At 67.1% G+C, this 16,321-nt stretch carries 19 protein-coding genes; 6 read left to right on the top strand and 13 right to left on the bottom strand.

The features are described from left to right. The first annotated feature begins 91 nt into the window (after positions 1 to 91). Positions 92 to 727 carry a TetR/AcrR family transcriptional regulator gene (locus ACFW6D_RS02940; protein ID WP_379324133.1) on the top strand — a complete coding sequence of 212 codons (636 nt, stop codon included), beginning with the start codon at positions 92 to 94 and terminating at the stop codon, positions 725 to 727. A 93-nt stretch (positions 728 to 820) separates the two neighbouring features. Here the strand turns inward: ACFW6D_RS02940 and pafA are convergent, their stop codons facing one another. The 5 genes from pafA to dop all read right to left on the bottom strand — a co-directional run bounded on the left by pafA (position 821) and on the right by dop (position 5,765). Continuing rightward, on the bottom strand, positions 821 to 2,179 hold the full coding sequence (gene pafA / locus ACFW6D_RS02945) for a Pup--protein ligase (protein WP_194824832.1): 1,359 nt from the start codon (positions 2,177 to 2,179) through the stop codon (positions 821 to 823). A 165-nt stretch (positions 2,180 to 2,344) separates the two neighbouring features. Continuing rightward, positions 2,345 to 3,112: a proteasome subunit alpha gene (prcA, locus tag ACFW6D_RS02950; protein ID WP_379230544.1), complete on the bottom strand. Its 768-nt coding sequence runs from the start codon at positions 3,110 to 3,112 to the stop codon at positions 2,345 to 2,347. Then, positions 3,109 to 3,954, bottom strand: a complete 846-nt coding sequence (prcB, locus tag ACFW6D_RS02955) for a proteasome subunit beta (protein ID WP_379324135.1) — start codon at positions 3,952 to 3,954, stop codon at positions 3,109 to 3,111. The genes prcA and prcB overlap by 4 nt, the downstream gene beginning before the upstream one ends. Continuing rightward, positions 3,951 to 4,145 carry a ubiquitin-like protein Pup gene (locus ACFW6D_RS02960; protein WP_019047503.1) on the bottom strand — a complete coding sequence of 65 codons (195 nt, stop codon included), beginning with the start codon at positions 4,143 to 4,145 and terminating at the stop codon, positions 3,951 to 3,953. Before ACFW6D_RS02960 ends, prcB begins: the two co-directional genes overlap by 4 nt. Before the next feature lie 120 nt (positions 4,146 to 4,265). After that, a complete protein-coding gene (gene dop, locus ACFW6D_RS02965) occupies positions 4,266 to 5,765 on the bottom strand; it encodes a depupylase/deamidase Dop (RefSeq protein ID WP_379324137.1) in 1,500 nt (499 codons plus the stop codon). A 138-nt stretch (positions 5,766 to 5,903) separates the two neighbouring features. On the opposite strand from dop, the gene ACFW6D_RS02970 reads away from it, so the two are divergent. Further along, complete coding sequence (locus ACFW6D_RS02970; RefSeq protein ID WP_379324139.1) at positions 5,904 to 7,085, top strand: DUF418 domain-containing protein; 1,182 nt, start codon at positions 5,904 to 5,906, stop codon at positions 7,083 to 7,085. 1 nt (position 7,086) lies between these two features. On the opposite strand, the gene ACFW6D_RS02975 is transcribed toward ACFW6D_RS02970, so the two are convergent. Further along, the gene (locus ACFW6D_RS02975) at positions 7,087 to 7,812 is read right to left on the bottom strand and encodes a TetR/AcrR family transcriptional regulator (RefSeq protein ID WP_379324141.1); all 726 of its coding nucleotides are present in this window, start codon (positions 7,810 to 7,812) and stop codon (positions 7,087 to 7,089) included. Between the two features lie 172 nt (positions 7,813 to 7,984). On the opposite strand from ACFW6D_RS02975, the gene ACFW6D_RS02980 reads away from it, so the two are divergent. The 3 genes from ACFW6D_RS02980 (at position 7,985) to ACFW6D_RS02990 (ending at position 9,928) form a co-directional block, all read left to right on the top strand. Then, positions 7,985 to 8,284 (top strand): DUF6412 domain-containing protein, encoded by a 300-nt coding sequence (locus tag ACFW6D_RS02980; RefSeq protein WP_379324143.1) that lies wholly within the window; start codon positions 7,985 to 7,987, stop codon positions 8,282 to 8,284. Between the two features lie 93 nt (positions 8,285 to 8,377). Then, positions 8,378 to 9,262: a membrane protein insertase YidC gene (yidC, locus tag ACFW6D_RS02985; protein ID WP_379324145.1), complete on the top strand. Its 885-nt coding sequence runs from the start codon at positions 8,378 to 8,380 to the stop codon at positions 9,260 to 9,262. Between the two features lie 114 nt (positions 9,263 to 9,376). Continuing rightward, positions 9,377 to 9,928, top strand: a complete 552-nt coding sequence (locus tag ACFW6D_RS02990; protein WP_379324147.1) for an NUDIX domain-containing protein — start codon at positions 9,377 to 9,379, stop codon at positions 9,926 to 9,928. 1 nt (position 9,929) lies between these two features. Here the strand turns inward: ACFW6D_RS02990 and ACFW6D_RS02995 are convergent, their stop codons facing one another. Next, a complete protein-coding gene (locus tag ACFW6D_RS02995; RefSeq protein WP_379324149.1) occupies positions 9,930 to 10,238 on the bottom strand; it encodes a hypothetical protein in 309 nt (102 codons plus the stop codon). A gap of 167 nt (positions 10,239 to 10,405) precedes the next feature. Then, positions 10,406 to 10,774, bottom strand: coding sequence for an arsenate reductase family protein (locus ACFW6D_RS03000; protein WP_379324151.1), 369 nt, complete (start codon positions 10,772 to 10,774; stop codon positions 10,406 to 10,408). 58 nt (positions 10,775 to 10,832) lie between these two features. Here ACFW6D_RS03000 and ACFW6D_RS03005 point away from each other — a divergent pair, with 58 nt between their 5' ends. Beyond that, positions 10,833 to 11,336: a hypothetical protein gene (locus ACFW6D_RS03005; RefSeq protein WP_379324153.1), complete on the top strand. Its 504-nt coding sequence runs from the start codon at positions 10,833 to 10,835 to the stop codon at positions 11,334 to 11,336. 49 nt (positions 11,337 to 11,385) lie between these two features. Here the strand turns inward: ACFW6D_RS03005 and ACFW6D_RS03010 are convergent, their stop codons facing one another. The 5 genes from ACFW6D_RS03010 to ACFW6D_RS03030 all read right to left on the bottom strand — a co-directional run bounded on the left by ACFW6D_RS03010 (position 11,386) and on the right by ACFW6D_RS03030 (position 16,299). Continuing rightward, the gene (locus ACFW6D_RS03010; RefSeq protein ID WP_379324155.1) at positions 11,386 to 12,522 is read right to left on the bottom strand and encodes an ABC transporter substrate-binding protein; all 1,137 of its coding nucleotides are present in this window, start codon (positions 12,520 to 12,522) and stop codon (positions 11,386 to 11,388) included. Positions 12,523 to 12,535: 13 nt separating this feature from the next. Further along, entirely contained in the window at positions 12,536 to 13,300 is a 765-nt protein-coding gene (locus tag ACFW6D_RS03015) for an ABC transporter permease (RefSeq protein ID WP_379324157.1), read from the bottom strand. Continuing rightward, on the bottom strand, positions 13,297 to 14,115 hold the full coding sequence (locus ACFW6D_RS03020) for an ABC transporter ATP-binding protein (protein WP_379324159.1): 819 nt from the start codon (positions 14,113 to 14,115) through the stop codon (positions 13,297 to 13,299). Before ACFW6D_RS03020 ends, ACFW6D_RS03015 begins: the two co-directional genes overlap by 4 nt. A gap of 98 nt (positions 14,116 to 14,213) precedes the next feature. Continuing rightward, positions 14,214 to 15,155 (bottom strand): ABC transporter permease, encoded by a 942-nt coding sequence (locus ACFW6D_RS03025; RefSeq protein WP_379324161.1) that lies wholly within the window; start codon positions 15,153 to 15,155, stop codon positions 14,214 to 14,216. Between the two features lie 100 nt (positions 15,156 to 15,255). Next, complete coding sequence (locus tag ACFW6D_RS03030; RefSeq protein ID WP_379324163.1) at positions 15,256 to 16,299, bottom strand: TIGR03842 family LLM class F420-dependent oxidoreductase; 1,044 nt, start codon at positions 16,297 to 16,299, stop codon at positions 15,256 to 15,258. Between the last annotated feature and the right edge of the window lie 22 nt (positions 16,300 to 16,321).

The following is a 16,321-nucleotide window of genomic DNA, read 5'->3' on the forward strand; positions in this document are numbered from 1 at the left end:
GCACCGTATCCTAACGCCGTTCGGTTAATCAAGGGTCTGTTTCGGCATCGGTGATACCGTTCGATTCCCGACCCCGAGATTGGAGTGCCGCATGGCCAGGCCGCGCGTACCGCTGTTGAGCCGCGAGCGCATTCGCGACGCCGCGCTGGTGCTGATCGACCGCGACGGGCTCGCCGAGGTCTCCATGCGCAAACTGGGCGCCGAACTCGGCGTGCAGGCCGCCTCGCTCTACGGCCACTACCCGAACAAGGACGACCTGTTCGACGACATCGCCACCGGCATCATGAGCACCGTCGACACCTCGGCCTTCGACACCATGAGCTGGGACCTCGCACTCGCGGACTGGGCGCGCAGCTACCGCACCGCCTTGGCCACCCACCCGAATTTCGTGCCGTATCTGGCGACCGGACCTGGTCGTCGAGCCGAGAACCTGCGCGCCGCCGACGCCGTACACGGCGGTCTGGTCGGCGCGGGCTGGCCACCGCGCTACGCCACCATGATCGGCGCGGCCACCCGCTACCTGGTCATGGGCTCGACGGTCGGCTCCTTCGCGGGCGGTTTCGCCGACGATGTGCAGGTCTACCGCGACCGCTACCCGCACCTGAACCAGGCACACCTGCTGCGCGCGATCGCCGACGAAATCGACGACGACAGTTTCGAATTGGCGCTCACCGCGTTCATCGCCGGGCTCAACGCCACCTACGCGACGGCGGTCACCGCGGACTGAGCCGCCCTCACACAACAAAACCGGTGGCGCCTACGCGATCGCTCCCATGCGCCACCGGTTTCGTTGTCGGTCCCCCCCGTCTGAGGGGTTCGCCTACATCGAGGCGATCAGCCGGTCGACGCGTTCGTCGACCGATCGGAACGGATCCTTGCACAGCACGGTGCGCTGTGCCTGGTCGTTCAACTTCAGGTGCACCCAGTCGACGGTGAAATCGCGACCGGCTTCCTGGGCGGCGGTGATGAAGTCACCGCGCAGTTTGGCGCGCGTGGTCTGCGGCGGGGTGTCCACCGCGGCGTCGACGGCGTCGTCCTCGGTGATCCGCTTGGCCAGACCCTTGCGCTGCAGCAGGTCGAAGACCCCGCGACCACGTTTGATGTCGTGGTAGGCCAGATCCAGCTGGGCGATCTTGGGATCCGACATCTCCATGCTGTAGCGGTCCTGGTAGCGCTGGAACAGCTTGCGCTTGATCACCCAGTCGATCTCGGTGTCGACCTTGGCGAAGTCCTGCGCCTCGACCGCGTCAAGGGTGCGGCCCCACAGGTCCACCACGGCGTCGACCTGCGGATCGCGATCGCGGTTGCGTAGGTGTTCGACGGCGCGGGCGTAGTACTCGCGCTGGATTTCCAAGGCGCTGGCCTGACGTCCGCCTGCGAGGCGCACGGGACGGCGGCCGGTCAGATCGTGGCTGACCTCGCGGATGGCCCGTATCGGGTTGTCGAGGGCGAAGTCGCGGAACGACACTCCTGCCTCGATCATCTCCAGCACCAGCGACGCCGTGCCCACCTTGAGCATGGTGGTCGGCTCTGCCATGTTGGAGTCGCCGACGATCACGTGCAGGCGCCGATACTTCTCGGCGTCGGCGTGCGGTTCGTCGCGGGTGTTGATGATCGGGCGCGAGCGGGTGGTCGCCGAGGAGACGCCCTCCCAGATGTGCTCGGCACGCTGCGACAGGCAGAACGTGGCCGCCTTCGGCGTCTGCAGCACCTTGCCTGCCCCGCAGATGAGCTGGCGGGTGACCAGGAACGGGAGCAACACATCGGAGATCCGGGAGAACTCGCCCGCCCGGACCACGAGAAAGTTCTCGTGGCAGCCGTAGGAGTTGCCGGCGGAGTCGGTGTTGTTCTTGAACAGGTAGATGTCGCCGCCGATGCCTTCTTCGGCGAGGCGTTGTTCGGCGTCTATGAGCAGGTCTTCCAGTACCCGCTCGCCCGCCCGGTCGTGGGTGACCAACTGCACCAGGCTGTCGCATTCGGCGGTGGCGTACTCGGGATGCGATCCGACGTCGAGGTACAACCTGGCACCGTTGCGAAGGAAGACATTGGAGCTACGGCCCCAGGACACGACCCGGCGGAACAAGTACCGGGCTACCTCGTCGGGGGACAGCCGACGGTGACCGTGGAAGGTGCATGTCACACCGAACTCGGTCTCGATCCCCATGATTCGTCGCTGCACACTATCGACAGTACAGCTATGACCAGTGCCCGCGCGGCGCTCCTGACATCCCATTCGCCTACGTGTTCACAACGATTCGGACAGTGCACGACCGGCGCGCACACGACGAGATCGGGCCTGCGAACCGCTGTGGTTCGCAGGCCCGATCATGATCGTGACGGTGGGTTATTTACCCGTCTCGTCGTCGGGTTCGGGCAGCTTCGCCTCTTTCACCGGCTTGGGCTTCGATGCGGCCAACGCCGACTCCAGGGCGGGGCCCTGCAGCCTGCGGAACGCCCGGCGCGGACGCTGCTGCTCGAGCGTGGCGACCTCGAGGGACGCCTCACCGAGCGAACGCTTGTCCTTGTCGGCCTCGGGCTGACCGGCCACCAGTGCGCCGATCGCCACCTTCAACGCGTCGTCCAGGGACAACCCCGGCTTGTAGGTGGCTTTGAGCTGGGTCAGGATCGGCTCGGTGGTGCCGCCCATCACGACGTACTCACGTTCGTCGACGATGGACCCGTCGAAGGTGATCCGGTACAGCACCGAAGTCGGCGACTGTTCCGGATAGCCCACCTCCGCGACGCAGATCTCCACCTCGTAGGGCTTGAGCTGATCGGTGAAGATCGAACCCAGGGTCTGCGCGTACAGGTTGGCCAGCCCACGCCCGGTGACATCGCGCCGGTCGTACTGGTAACCCTTGAGATCGGCCTGCAGGATGCCGCCGCGGCGCAGTGCCTCGAACTCGTTGTACTTGCCGACCGCGGCGAACCCGACGCGGTCGTAGAGCTCGCTGACCTTGTGCAGCGTCGCCGAGGGGTTCTCGGCGACGAACAGCACACCGTCGGCGTAGACCAGCACGATAACACTGCGACCGCGACCGATGCCCTTGCGGGCGAGCTCGGTCTTGTCGCGCATGATCTGCTCGGCCGAGGCGTAATACGGCAGCGTCATAGGACGGCGCCCCCTTCTTCCGCGGCTTCCCGGTCGGCGATCACGGCGCGGGCGATCTCGGCGAGACGATCCTCACCGATCTCGTCGGCACCGTCGGCGTCGATCACCACCGCTGTCGGGTAGATCCCGCGCAGCATGTCGGGACCGCCGGTGGCGGTGTCGTCGTCGGCGGCGTCGAACAGTGATTCCACCGCGATCCGCAGGGCGCGGTCCTGATCGATGCCGCGCTGGTAGAGCTTCTTCAGCGACGACTTCGCGAACATCGAACCGGAGCCGACGGCGGTGTAGCCGAACCGTTCCTCGCTGCGCCCGCCGACCACGTCGTAGGACACGATGCGGCCGGATCGGTCGAGGTCGAGGATCTGGTCGTCGAAACCGACCAGCAGCGGAATCGCGGCCAACCCCTGCATCGCAGCGGGCAGGTTGTCGCGAACCATCTTCGACAGCTTGTTGGCTTTACCGTCGAAGGTCAGCGGTACGCCTTCGATTTTCTCGTAATACTCCAGCTCCACCGCGAACAGCCGAACCATCTCGATCGCGATGCCCGCGGTGCCCGCGATACCCGCGGCCGAGAAGGTGTCGGTGATGTACACCTTCTCGGTATCGCGACTGGCCAGCAGGTTGCCCATGGTGGCCCTGCGGTCGCCCGCGATCAGCACGCCACCGCGGTAGGTGACCGCGACGATGGTGGTGCCGTGCGGCGCCAAGTCCTTCGTCGCGGTCAGATCCGAGGCCGGGAACCTGTTGGCGGGCAACAGGTCCGGTGCGTGCATGCGCAGATGTTCGGTGAACGAGGAGAGAGCCCGCCCCGCGTGGAGGCGCAAGGGGTCACCTGGGGTCACTGGCCGCCCTTCTGCACATATGCCCGCACGAAGTCTTCGGCGTTCTCTTCGAGCACGTCATCGATTTCATCGAGCAAGTCGTCGGTTTCCTCCGCGAGCTTTTCGCGGCGTTCCTGCCCTGCCGCGTCTACGCCCTCGGGGCCCTCGTCCTCGTCGCCACCCCCGGCGCGCTTGGTCTGCTCTTGTGCCATGGCAGCCGACCTCCTCTTCCTCATCACGATGATCGTGTGTGTCCCACAACCCTACCGAGCGGATCCGACAAGGTGGTCGATAGCGATCGGATTGTCGCGCGGTCGTGGCGTGAACCGACGTCAGTGGGTGAGCTGTTCGACCAGTTCCGTGGCCGTGCGCGAGGCGTCGAGCAGCTTTCCGACGTGCGCTTTCGTGCCGCGACGTGGCTCGAGAGTCGGAATCCGCACCAGCGAATCACCACCGAGATCGAAGATCACCGAATCCCAACTGGCGGCGGCGATATCGGCCCCGAATCGGCGCAGGCACTCACCGCGGAAGTAGGCGCGGGTGTCGGTGGGCGGGTTGGTCATCGCGTCGAGCACCTGCTGCTCGGTGACGAGGCGCTTCATCGAACCGCGCGCGACGAGGCGGTTGTAGAGGCCCTTGTCCAGGCGCACATCGGAGTACTGCAGGTCCATCAGGTGCAGTTTCGGCGCGGCCCAGCCAAGGCCCTCGCGGCTGCGCATACCCTCGAGCAGGCGTAGTTTGGCGGGCCAGTCGAGCAGGTGCGCGGCGTCGAGGGGGTCGCGCTCGAGCAGGTCGAGCACCATCGCCCAGTTGTCGAGGATGTCGAGCACGCGGGGGTCGTCGTTGCCCTGCCGGTGCACGAACTTGGCGGCCCGCTCGTGGTAAAGCCGTTGCAGCGCAAGGCCGGTCAGCTCACGGCCGTCCACGAGTGCGACCGTGGCGCGCAGTGTGGGGTCGTGGCTGATCTGGTGCACGGCGGTGACCGGGCGCGCGAGCTGGAACTCCGAGAGGTCCTCGCCGCCTTCGATCATGTCCAGGACCAGCGCGGTGGTGCCGACCTTGAGGTAGGTCGACATCTCGGCGAGGTTGGCGTCGCCGATGATCACGTGCAGTCGCCGGTATTTGTCGGCGTCGGCGTGCGGCTCGTCGCGGGTGTTGATGATGCCGCGCTTGAGCGTGGTCTCCAGGCCGACCTCGACCTCGATGTAGTCGGCACGCTGGGAGAGCTGAAAGCCGGCGTGGTCACCGGACTGGCCGATCCCGACCCGACCCGCGCCGCAGATCACCTGGCGGGACACGAAGAACGGGGTCAGACCCGCGATGATGTGGCTGAACGGGGTGTCGCGGCTCATCAGGTAGTTCTCGTGGGTGCCGTAGGAGGCGCCCTTACCGTCGACGTTGTTCTTGTACAGCTGCAGCCGCGGCGCGCCGGGGACGCTCGAGGCGTGCCGGGCGGCCGCTTCCATCACCCGTTCGCCCGCTTTGTCCCAGATGACCGCATCCAGGGGGTCGACGACCTCGGGCGCGGCGTATTCAGGGTGCGCGTGGTCGACGTAGAGCCGGGCGCCGTTGGTGAGGATCATGTTCGCCGCGCCGACCTCGTCGGCGTCGATGACCGGTGCGGGCCCACTCATCCGGCTGAGGTCGAATCCGCGCGCGTCGCGCAGCGGGGATTCCACCTCGTAGTCCCAGCGGGTCCGTTTGGCTCTCGGCACCCCCGCCGCGGCCGCGTAGGCGAGAACGGCCTGTGTGGAGGTGAGGATCGGGTTGGCCGTCGGCTCCGTGGGGGTCGAGATGCCGTATTCGACCTCGATTCCGATGATGCGCTGCATGCCGTCGAGCCTAATGGGTGCCGACCCGCAGCGGTCCGAAGTCGCTCGCGCACGCCGGTCACGTCCCCCAAGAGAGGGACCCTGAAATGGTCCTCGTGAGCGATCCGCCGGGCGGGTGCTCGCGCCGATACTCAGTGCATGACCGATGCCGTCGCACCCACCACCACAGCGCCCGCCGCGCCGCGGCCCGCTCGGATGATCGCGCTGGATGTGCTGCGCGGCATCGCGATCCTGGGCACCCTCGGTACCAATATCTGGATCTTCACCAGTGCGGCGGGCATGATCGGCTACCTCGATGAGCTGGGCGCCACGCCCGAGAACGCCTGGATGTGGTCCGAGCGGGTGCTCCAGCAGCTCGCGCAGGGGAAGTTCCTCGGCCTGCTGACGGTGATGTTCGGGATCGGTCTGGCCATCCAGCAGGGTTCGGCGCAACGGGGCGGTCGGCTGTGGCCTGGCAAGTATCCCTACCGCGCGGGATTGCTGCTCCTGGACGGATTACTGAACTTCCTGTTCGTCGCCGAGTTCGACGTGCTGATGGGTTACGCGCTGACCGGCCTCGTCGTCGCCTACATTCTGGCGACAAGCGAACGGGCACAACGCCGTTGGCTGATCATCGCGGCCTCGGTCCACGTGACGATGTTGACGTTGATCGCCGCCGCACTCGCCTTCGCACCGGCACAGGAGCCGACCACGTCGGCACCGCTGGACCCGAATCCCTATGCGGACGGATCGTTTTGGGATCTGGTGTTGTTCCGGCTCGACAACGCGCTGATGTTCCGGTTGGAGACGATCTTCGTGTTTCCGATGTCGATCGCACTGTTCCTCGTCGGTGCGCGACTGTTCCGGGCGGGTGTCTTCCGGCCTGAAGGGGCGCGAATTCGCCGGTGGCTCATGGTGATCGGCTTCGCCGTAGCCGCACCAGTCGATCTCGTCGTCGGCGTCGTGGGTGGCGGCGACTTCCTGATCTTCACCCGCTACGGCACGGCGCCGTTCGTCGCCCTCGCGATCCTGGCCGCCGTCGCCGAGTTCTACTTACGCAGGCCGCGCCTCGGGTTCGCGGGCGCACGATTGAGCGAAGTCGGCCGTACCGCGCTCAGCTGCTACATCCTGCAGAATCTGATCGCCGGAATGCTCTGCTACGGCTGGGGTTTCGGGTTGGCGGCGCGCTTCTCGGAGTCGGCGCGGGTGCCGTTCACCGTGGCGATCTATCTGCTGGTCGCCGCCGCGATCATCGTCTTCGCCCACCTGTGGTTACGCCGTTTCGAGCGCGGACCCGTCGAGTGGCTGTGGAATCGGACCTATCGTGCGCTGGCCGGGTGAATCAGCCCAGCCGCTCACCGGGTGGCGGGGCCGCATCCGGGGCGATGAGCAGGTCGGCGACGAGCGAATCCCGTTGCAGCGGAACACCGAGGCTGCGGGCATTGCCCTCGAACAACGACAGCACCGACTCGGTCAGGATGCCCTGCACCTGCTCGGCGGTGAGCACCGGCTCCGACTCCGCACGCCAACTCGCCACCACACCGTCGACGAGACCGACGATGCCGAAAGCCATCGGCCGCCCGCGCGCGGGTTCGATGCCGAAGCGGGCCAGGCTGGCCGCGAAGATGTCGGCCAGCTGACCACTGACCGCGCGACCGGCGCCGCTGAGGCTCGGTGCGCCCTGCGGTGCCGCGTCGCCGAGGAAGCGGTGCAGATTCGGGTGGAGTTCGATCCAGCCGAGGTAGGTGCCCACGGCGCCGCGGACGGCGTCTTTGAGCGTGCCGTCGGATTGGAGGGCGGGCAGCAGCTCGGCCAGGAGCAGTTCCAGGATCCGCTGACGGGCCAGCGCGTCGAGTTCCGCGCGGCCACCGACGTGGCGGTAGACCACCGGTCGCGGCAGTGCCAGGTGTTCTGCGATGAGCTGCACCGAGATCTCGAGACCGTGTTCCTCGATCACCTCGATGGCGGCATCGATCATCTCCGCACGACGGCGCTCTTTGTGGCCGTGCCAGCGGGTGGCGCGGCCGTCACCTGCGGTCTGGTCGGCTTGCGCGGATGGTGCAGTCACACAGCCAACGATACCCGCGGCGAAATTGACCGTGACATCGCGTTCCATCAATATAAGCGTTACTCGAAGTAACAGTTAACGCCGCGTTCAGTCACCTTTGATAATGCACACAATACCCGAACCCTTCCTTCGACACGCTGGTCTCTCGGCGGACACCGGTATGCTCGGTGACATGCAGGCACGGGCGATGGTGATGGCGTACGCGGTTCTCGCGTGCGTGCTGCCCGCCTTCGTGCTCATCTCCACGCCCGGCGGCGAGGCCACGCGGATGCTCGCGTTCGGTGCCGTCGCCGCCGCGATGGTGTGCGCGCTGGTCGCGGTCACCGGCCGCAGTCAGCTGCCCGTTCGGGTGGCGTGCGCGGGTCCGCCACGGTCGGCGCAGCGCCGCTTGCGCGGATCCTTTCTGCGACAGAGCAATCCGGATACCGCCGGCCGTCCACGTCCACGAGCACCGGGGATCGATCACCACTGACAGGTACCGCGCCATCGGCGCCGCCAGTCGGATTTCGTGATCCCACTCCCCCTTCGTGCGTTCGCGCACGCTTCACGGACAGGTCGTCCCGTCATGCTCGATTTCGTCTATTTTCCCGTGTCCGCCGTGCTGTGGTGCTGGCACCAATTCTTCGCCGTCGCGCTCGGCCCGGCCAGTGGTCTCGCGTGGCTACTCGCCGTCGTCGCCCTGGTCGTCACCGTCCGCGCGTTGCTCGTGCGCACCGCCCTCCGGCAGGCCCGGTCCCAGCAAGTCCTGCGTTCGCTGCAGCCACAGATGGACGCCCTTCGCCGCACGCATCGCGACGACCCGCGCGCCCAGGCCGAGAAGATCCGGCTGCTCCATCGCGAGCACGGCGTCAGCATGTTCGCCGGTTTCGTGCCGTTGATCGCCCAGGGGCTGGTCTTTCTCGGCCTGTTCCACGTGCTGCGCTCGTTCGACCGCACCGGCACCTACGCGGTCGGCCCGTTCACGTCCACCGACAGCCCACTGCCGGTCGATGTCAACAGCGCGACCGCGAACTACCTGTTCGGCGCACCCGAGGTCCGCGCGTTCCTCGATGCCAGGCTGTTCGGCGCACCGCTGTCGGCGACCCTGTCCGGTGCGGGCGAGGTATTCGTCGCGGTCGCGGTCCTCACCATCCCGCTGGTCCTGATCGCAGCGCTGGCCACCCACTTCACGGCCCGGCTCACCCCGCTGGTCGGCGACAACGGCACGGCCGCGATCATGCGCAACCTGTCGCTGTGGGTGTTCCCGGCGGGCGCACTGATCGGCGGGGCGATCCTGCCGGTCGTCGTGCTCACCTATTTCGCCACCAACGCCGTCTGGACCTGCGGACAGCAATATCTGATCCGCCGCAAGCTCGACACCGAAGCCGCCGCGGAAAGGGCAGTGGTCGCAGCTGCGGCCCGAGCTGCCGCGCCACGACCGGGGGTGAAACCCCAGCGCCGCAAGCGATAACCGCTCGATCCGGTGATCCGGTGATCGCCATCGGATCCGGTCCGATCGGGATGTGGTCGACCGGCGTGAGGACAGGAGCCGACGGTCGTGACCCGCGACAGTTACCCTCGGGCGGTGTCAGCGAATCCCGAGGACGAACTGCTCGCCGTCTATAACGCGGACGGGGTGGTAATCGGCGAGGCCGATCGCGGCACCGTCTACCGCGAGGGTCTGTGGCACGCGAGCGCGGGCGTCCTGGTTCGTTCGGCCGACGGAACCAAGGTGTACGTCCACCGGCGTACCGACAGCAAACTCGTTTTCGCGGGCATGCACGACTGCCTCGCGGGCGGCGTGGTCGACGCGGGCGAGGACCCGTCCGACACCGCGGTCCGCGAACTCCGTGAGGAACTCGGCATCGTCGTACCCGTCGGCACCGTACTTCCGTTGCGCGCCACCGCATCCTGGGACGGCACCTGGGCCGACCGCGCACTGCGCTGCCACCTGTTCGGGTACGAGTACCGCTACGACGGGCCGGTCGTCCACCAGCCGTCCGAGATCGCGGACGGCTGGTGGTGGACCGATGCCGAACTGCGTGCGCACCTGAGTGATCCGGCGTGGCCCTTCGTTCCCGACACACGGACCGTCCTGGACGGCCTGCTCGACGGCGACGACGGCCCCCGACGCTGACTCAGTAGACGACCACTGACCAGGTCTGCATGCTGAACGGCAGGTCACAGGCGGTTTCGGAGTGGTACCCGCCGTGCGCGGGCTGGCCGTAGCGTTCATAGCTGCCGAACCAGTTCCACCAGGCCCAGCAGGTGACGCGCACCTGATGCCAGACCGGGTCACCGCACTGCGAGAAGGCCCCGGTGGCGGCGATCGGATTCACCGAACAGCGACCTGGCGGCGTGGCCTCGGCGGGCGCGGCGAGCAGCGTCGAAGCGCCGATCAGCCCGGCCGCGGTGGCGCCGACTGCGAGTTTGCGAAGCGATGTCATGACAACCTCCCTGCGTGAAGGTCCGCTTCCCAAACCTGCGGCGATTCCACGCTCGGTCCGATTATTCGCACCGGGACACAACGTTCCGGTGATGACTGCTACATCCCTCGTTCCACTCACCACGTTACGCTCGTGCCCGAATAGTTATCTCCGGGCAACCGGGCGAATCAGTCGAGCTGACGCAGCGATTCCTCGTCACGAGCCAGCACCGCGCCACCGTCGGCGGTGAGCACGATCGGCCGCTGGATCAGCTTCGGATTCTCGGCCAACGCGGTCAGCCACCGCTCCCGATCGGCCTCGGTGCGCCCCCATCCCGACATCCCGAGATCCTTGGCGATCTGCTCGCCGGTGCGGGTGATGTCCCACGGCTGCGCGTCGAGCCGTGCGAGCACCGCCCGCAGTTCCTCGACGGTCGGTGGATCGTCGAGGTAGCGGCGCACGGTGTAGTCCACCCCGGCCGCGTCCAGGTGCGCGGTGGCGTTGCGGCTCTTCGTGCAGCGGGGGTTGTGCCAGATCTCGGTCTGTCCGGAAGTCATCTCCGCAGCGTAGGTGACGTGCGGTGCGCACCAGGGCCGCGCATCCCATACTGGGACCATGAGCGAGAGTGCGTCTCCTGAAAATCCTTATGGCACACCGACGACCACCGGCCCCGAACCGATCCGCTCCTACCAGGGCAGGGTCAACACCTTCGTCCGCAGTTTGCTGAAGGTGCCGATCCTGTCGGGCATCGTCGGCAAGTCCCTGGCGACGTTGCACGTGGTCGGCCGCAAATCCGGCGCGGTCTACGACGTCCCCGTGGCCTACACGAAACACAACGGCACCCTGCTGATCGGCACCGCGCTGCGCCCGTGGGTGAAGAACCTGCAGGGTGGCACGGAGGTGACTCTGTCGCGTGGGGCCGCGCCCGAAACCTTCACCGCCACTGTGCATACCGACGAGCAGCACGTGATCGAACTGTTCGCGGTGATCGCGCGCGACAACAAGCAGAACGCCAAGTTCAACGGCATCGGCTACCTGGCGGACGGCGAGCCGTCCAAGGCCGACATCTACCAGACCTGGCAGAAGGGCGGCGTGGTCATCGAACTGACCCCGCGCTGAACGCACGAACGGCGGCCCACCGAAATGGGCCGCCGTTCGGCAGTGGATGTTATTTACCGCCCTCGGTCGGGGTGACCTGGGTGGGCTGGAAATTCGCGCCCGTCACGTCCACGCCCGCGGCCTTCAACTGGTCGAGGGCCTTGGTGACGTACTCGGTGGTGTAGGACTCGGTATCGGGGTCCTTGGTGAGAACCGTTGCGCCCTCGGCGTTCTTGGTGGTCTTGGCGATCGACACCGTGCGATCCCATGCGGTCTTGTCGATGGCGCCGATACCGGCGGGTGAGGGCCAGATCAGCTTGTTCACCTCGTTGATCTGCCACTGCTGGTGTCCCGCACCGAGCGTGGCGCCTGCGGCGACGGTGATGTCGCGGCACTTGTCGAGGTTGTCGCGGCAGAACGCCCAACCCTTGAGCGAGGCGGCCAGGAACTTGACGGTCTGGTCCTGATATTTGCTGTCTTTCAGCTTCTCGGTGTTGGCCCACAAGGCGTCCTGCAGCATGGCCACACCCTGGTCGTTCCAGTCGATGGTGCTGAAATCGTCTGCGGTGTAGAGCTTTCCGGTGGCCGGGTTCTTGGTTTCGAGGAGCTGGGCGTATTCGTTGTAAGACATGGCTTGGGCGGCAGCGATGTCCTTGGCCAGGAACGCGTTCATGTCGAACTGCTGCTGGACCAGTTTCACGTCCTCGGCCGGATCGATCCCGGCCTTGGTCATCCCGGCGAACAGTTCGAATTCGTTGCCGTAGCCCCAGTTTCCGACGGTCTTGCCACGCAGGTCCGCAGGACCGGCGATATTGTCGGCTTTGAACGAGACCTGCTTGGTGCCCGACTTCTGGAAGATCTGTGCGATCTCGGTGATCCCGGCGCCTGCCTCGCGGGAGGCGAGGGCCTTGGGCACCCAGGCGACGGCGTAGTCGGCCTGACCCTGGGCGAGGACAGTCTGCGGGACGATGTCGGTGCCGCCGTCGAGGATCTCGACCGACAGTCCCTGTTCCTTGTAGAAGCCCTGGTCCACGGCGGCCAGGTATCCCGCGAACTGCCCCTGCTTGAACCATTGCAGCTGCAAGGTCACCTTGGTGAGGCCGTCGGCGGTGGTCTCGGATTCGGTGGTACTACAGCCGGTCAACGCGGCGGCAGCGACGGCGGCCGCGGCCACCGCACTACCCAACCGGAATGCGGTCTTGCTCATGGATGGATCTCCCTCATCGGATCGTGGACAGCAGTGGGGTTCGGGGTCGGCGGGTGAGTTGTTCGAGCAGCAACACCGCTGCCAGGAAAACCAGGCCGACGCACATCGCACCGACGACGTAGGCCCAGGCGCGCGGATAGGCGGTATTGGCCGCGGCGGAGGTGATCCGGCTGCCGAGCCCGTTCTGCAGACCGCCGAAGTATTCGGCGATGATGGCCGCGATCACCGCGCCGGGTGCGGCGATGCGCAGGCCCGTGAACAGGTGTGGCAGGGCGGCGGGCAGCCGGACGGTGCGGGTGATCTGCCAGCCCGACGCCGCGTAGGAGGTCATCAGGTCGGCCTGCACCTTGGGCACCTGCCGCAATCCGCGCGCGGTGCTGACGAAGACCGGGAAGAACACGACAATGGTGACGACGAGCCGTCGCGGCGTCTCGGTGGTGGTCGAGTACATGGAGTTCAGCAGCGGTGCCAGCGCCACGATCGGCACAGCGGCAGCCGCGGCGGCGAGTGGGGTGAGCAACCCGTCGATCAGCTGGAACCGGACCGCGAGGACAGCGGCGGCCAGACCGAGGACGGTGCCCGCGACGAAGCCGATCAACGCGTTCGTGCCGGTGGCGAGGGAGGCGTCGAAGATCCGGCCCGCGTTCTCGCCGAACTGAGTGGCGATCGCGCTGGGGGCGGGCAGCAGGAACGAGGGCACGCCCGCCACCACCGTGAGCACCTGCCACAGCGCGAGAGCGACGACGCCGACGAGCACCGGGGGAAGCCAGGTCTTCATCGCAGGTCCCGTCCGGCCACGGCGGTGTCGTCGTGTTCGCCGCGCAGGGCGGCGCGCACGGCGGCGACGGCGGCGAAGAATTCGGTGGAGGCGCGAACGTCGGTGCCCGCCTGGCGATCCCAGCCACCGGTCGGCACGATCTCGCTGATCCGGCCTGGCCGCGCCGAGAGCACCACCACCCGGTCCGACAGGTAGACCGCTTCGGGAATCGAGTGGGTGACGAACACGACGGCCGCACCGGTCTCCCCCGCGATCCGCAGCAATTCGCCCTGCATGCGTTCTCGGGTCATCTCGTCGAGCGCCCCGAACGGTTCGTCCATCAGCAGCAGCGACGGTTTGCGGGCCAGCGCGCGAGCGATGGCGACGCGCTGTTGCATACCGCCGGACAGTTCGGCCGGGTACCGGTCGGCGAACTCGCTGAGTCCCGCCATGTCGAGGAGTTCGGCACTGCGTGCCTTGCGCTGCGCTTTGGGCACTTTGTGCAGTTCGAGGGGAAGTTCGACATTGGCTGCGACGGTGCGCCATTCGAGCAATCCGGCCTGCTGGAACGCGATGCCGTAGTCCTGGTCGATCCGGGCCTGACGGGCCGGCTTGCCGTGCACGGTGACGGTGCCGCTGCTGGGGGTCTCGAGGTCGGCGATGATGCGCAGCAGGGTCGATTTGCCGCAGCCCGACGGCCCGATGAGCGAGACGAACTCCCCCGGCGCGACGGTGAGCGACACATCGGCCAGCGCCGTCACGTCACCGGCGGCGAAGGTCTTGCCGAGATGACTCAGCTCGACCGCGCTCTCGGGTTCGACGACGGAGGTGGCCATCGGCGCTCCAGGCGTTCCCGCCGCGTGCGGTGGTTCGGGCACTGACGGTGGCATCTGAACTTCTTCCTGAAACGTTGTGGTGGAGATGGTTTCGCTCATCAGCGCTCGCTCGACGCGCCGGTGCCGGGCGGGTGGCTGTAGCGGCGCAGCGCCAGCTCCACCAGACCGACCAGCGCGGTGAGGACCACACCCAGCAGGGCGGCGGCCAGAACAGCGGCGTAGAGGCGGGACGCGTCGCCGGTGGCCTGCTGGGAGAACACAATGATCTGTCGGCCGATCCCGCCCGCGGTGCCGGTGGAGATCTCGGCGACGACCGCCCCGATCACCGCGGCCGCGGCGGCCAGCCGTAGTGCGGGGATGAGCGAGGGCACTGCGGCGGGAAAACGTAAGCGCGTCAACGTCGCCCACCAGCCGGCCGAGCAGCTGCGCATCAATTCGACCGAAGCGGCCGACGGCGTCTGTAGTCCACGCAGCATCCCGATGGCGATGGGGAAGAAGGCGAGGTAGGCCGCGATCACCACGATGCTCATCCACGGCCGCCACGGTTCGCCACCGATGGACAGTTTGCCACCCCACGCCGCCACCAGCGGTGCGAGCGCGATCAGTGGAACTGTTTGGGAGAGAACAACATACGGCAGAAGTCCGCGTTCGAGCCAGCCGAACCGCTGCATCGCCACGGCCAGCGCCACACCGACCCCCGCGCCGAGCAGCAGCGCCAGCAACGACAGTCCGAGCGTGAATGTCCCTGTGCGCAAAAGTGTTTCACCGACGGTGCCCTTGCCGTCCGCCTCACCGAGCACGGTGAACACCGACCAGACGTGTGGGAGTGCGGCATCGGTGGTGCGCGGCAGGATTCGGGTGCCCGCGATGCTCACGCCGTCGGCGGGCACGAGTACCTTCACCAGTTCCCAGATCACCGCCACGAGGACGAACGCACTCACCGCGTAGACCGCGCGCAACACCCTTGTCTTCGAAGCCGTCGCGGCCCGAATTTTCTGCGGGACAACGGCTGTCGCCGGATCGATGGTCGCTGTTGTCACCGACGCACTCCCGCCCACCATTGCCCGGCCAGCGCCGCGCCCGTACCGAGCGCGCTGATGCCGAGGGTGTACAACGCCCACGCCGAGGCGAGTCCGGCAGTCATGACGGACCGGCCTCTTGCGTCGCGGTGACCGGCTGGTGCAGCCGCGGCAGGATCTGCTCGCCGTAAGCTTCGAGCGTGGCGGTCTTGGCGTCGTGCTGCAGATACACCGCGAACTGGTCGACCCCGAGTTTCTCCAGCTCCCACAGCCGGGCGAGCTGTTCGTCGGGAGTGCCGATCAGGCAGAACCGGTCGACGATCTCGTCGGGCACGAAATCGGCGTGCGTATTGCCCGCCCGCCCGTGCTGGTTGTAGTCGTAGCCCTGCCTGCCCGCGATGTAGTCGGTCAGCGCGGCCGGAACATCCCCGCCCGCACCGTATTTCGCGACGATGTCGGCCACGTGATTGCCGACCATGCCGCCGAACCAGCGGCACTGGTCGCGGGCGTGTTCCAGGGCTGCGGCCGACCCGTCGGTGACGTAGGCGGGTGCGGCGACACAGATCTTCACCGACGCCGGATCACGCCCTGCCGCCTGCGCGGCCGCGCGCACTTTCGCGATGGTCCACGCGGTGATGTCGGGGTCGGCGAGCTGCAGGATGAACCCGTCGGCGACCTGCCCGGTGAGTTCCAGCGCCTTGGGCCCGTATCCGGCCACCCACACTTCCAGGCGCGAATCGGCGGCCCACGGGAACCGCACCTCGGTGTCACCGATCCGGGCGCTGCGCCCGTTGCCGAGTTCCCTGATCACCTCGACCGATTCGCGCAGGGTGGCCAGGGTGGTCGGTTTGCCGCCGAGAGTGCGGATCGCCGAGTCGCCGCGCCCGATGCCGCAGATCGTGCGGTTGCCGAACATCTCGTTGAGCGTGGCGAAGGTGGATGCCGTGACCGTCTGGTCCCTGGTGGCCGGGTTGGTGACCATCGGGCCGACGATCACCTTGCGGGTGGCGGCCAGGATCTGGCTGTAGATCACATAGGGCTCCTGCCAGAGCAGGTGCGAGTCGAAGGTCCACACGTGCGAGAACCCATGGGTCTCGGCCACTCTGGCCAGTTCGATCACCCGCGAGGCGGGTGGTGTGCACTGCAGGACCACACCGATGTCCATGGGTACTCTCCGTTTCGGATCA

Source organism: Nocardia sp. NPDC058705 (assembly GCF_042749305.1).
Taxonomy (GTDB): domain Bacteria; phylum Actinomycetota; class Actinomycetes; order Mycobacteriales; family Mycobacteriaceae; genus Nocardia.

Bases quoted from the DNA above. Each gene is read 5' to 3' on its own strand.
- ACFW6D_RS03030 (WP_379324163.1), bottom strand. From the start codon at position 16,299: ATGGACATCGGTGTGGTCCTGCAGTGCACACCACCCGCCTCGCGGGTG.
- ACFW6D_RS03015 (WP_379324157.1), bottom strand. From the start codon at position 13,300: ATGAAGACCTGGCTTCCCCCGGTGCTCGTCGGCGTCGTCGCTCTCGCG.
- dop (WP_379324137.1), bottom strand. From the start codon at position 5,765: ATGCAGCGCATCATCGGAATCGAGGTCGAATACGGCATCTCGACCCCC.
- ACFW6D_RS03000 (WP_379324151.1), bottom strand. From the start codon at position 10,774: ATGACTTCCGGACAGACCGAGATCTGGCACAACCCCCGCTGCACGAAG.
- ACFW6D_RS03005 (WP_379324153.1), top strand. From the start codon at position 10,833: ATGAGCGAGAGTGCGTCTCCTGAAAATCCTTATGGCACACCGACGACC.
- ACFW6D_RS03020 (WP_379324159.1), bottom strand. From the start codon at position 14,115: ATGGCCACCTCCGTCGTCGAACCCGAGAGCGCGGTCGAGCTGAGTCAT.
- ACFW6D_RS02970 (WP_379324139.1), top strand. From the start codon at position 5,904: ATGACCGATGCCGTCGCACCCACCACCACAGCGCCCGCCGCGCCGCGG.
- ACFW6D_RS03010 (WP_379324155.1), bottom strand. From the start codon at position 12,522: ATGAGCAAGACCGCATTCCGGTTGGGTAGTGCGGTGGCCGCGGCCGCC.
- ACFW6D_RS02940 (WP_379324133.1), top strand. From the start codon at position 92: ATGGCCAGGCCGCGCGTACCGCTGTTGAGCCGCGAGCGCATTCGCGAC.
- ACFW6D_RS02995 (WP_379324149.1), bottom strand. From the start codon at position 10,238: ATGACATCGCTTCGCAAACTCGCAGTCGGCGCCACCGCGGCCGGGCTG.
- ACFW6D_RS02960 (WP_019047503.1), bottom strand. From the start codon at position 4,145: ATGGCACAAGAGCAGACCAAGCGCGCCGGGGGTGGCGACGAGGACGAG.
- prcA (WP_379230544.1), bottom strand. From the start codon at position 3,112: ATGACGCTGCCGTATTACGCCTCGGCCGAGCAGATCATGCGCGACAAG.
- ACFW6D_RS02980 (WP_379324143.1), top strand. From the start codon at position 7,985: ATGCAGGCACGGGCGATGGTGATGGCGTACGCGGTTCTCGCGTGCGTG.
- yidC (WP_379324145.1), top strand. From the start codon at position 8,378: ATGCTCGATTTCGTCTATTTTCCCGTGTCCGCCGTGCTGTGGTGCTGG.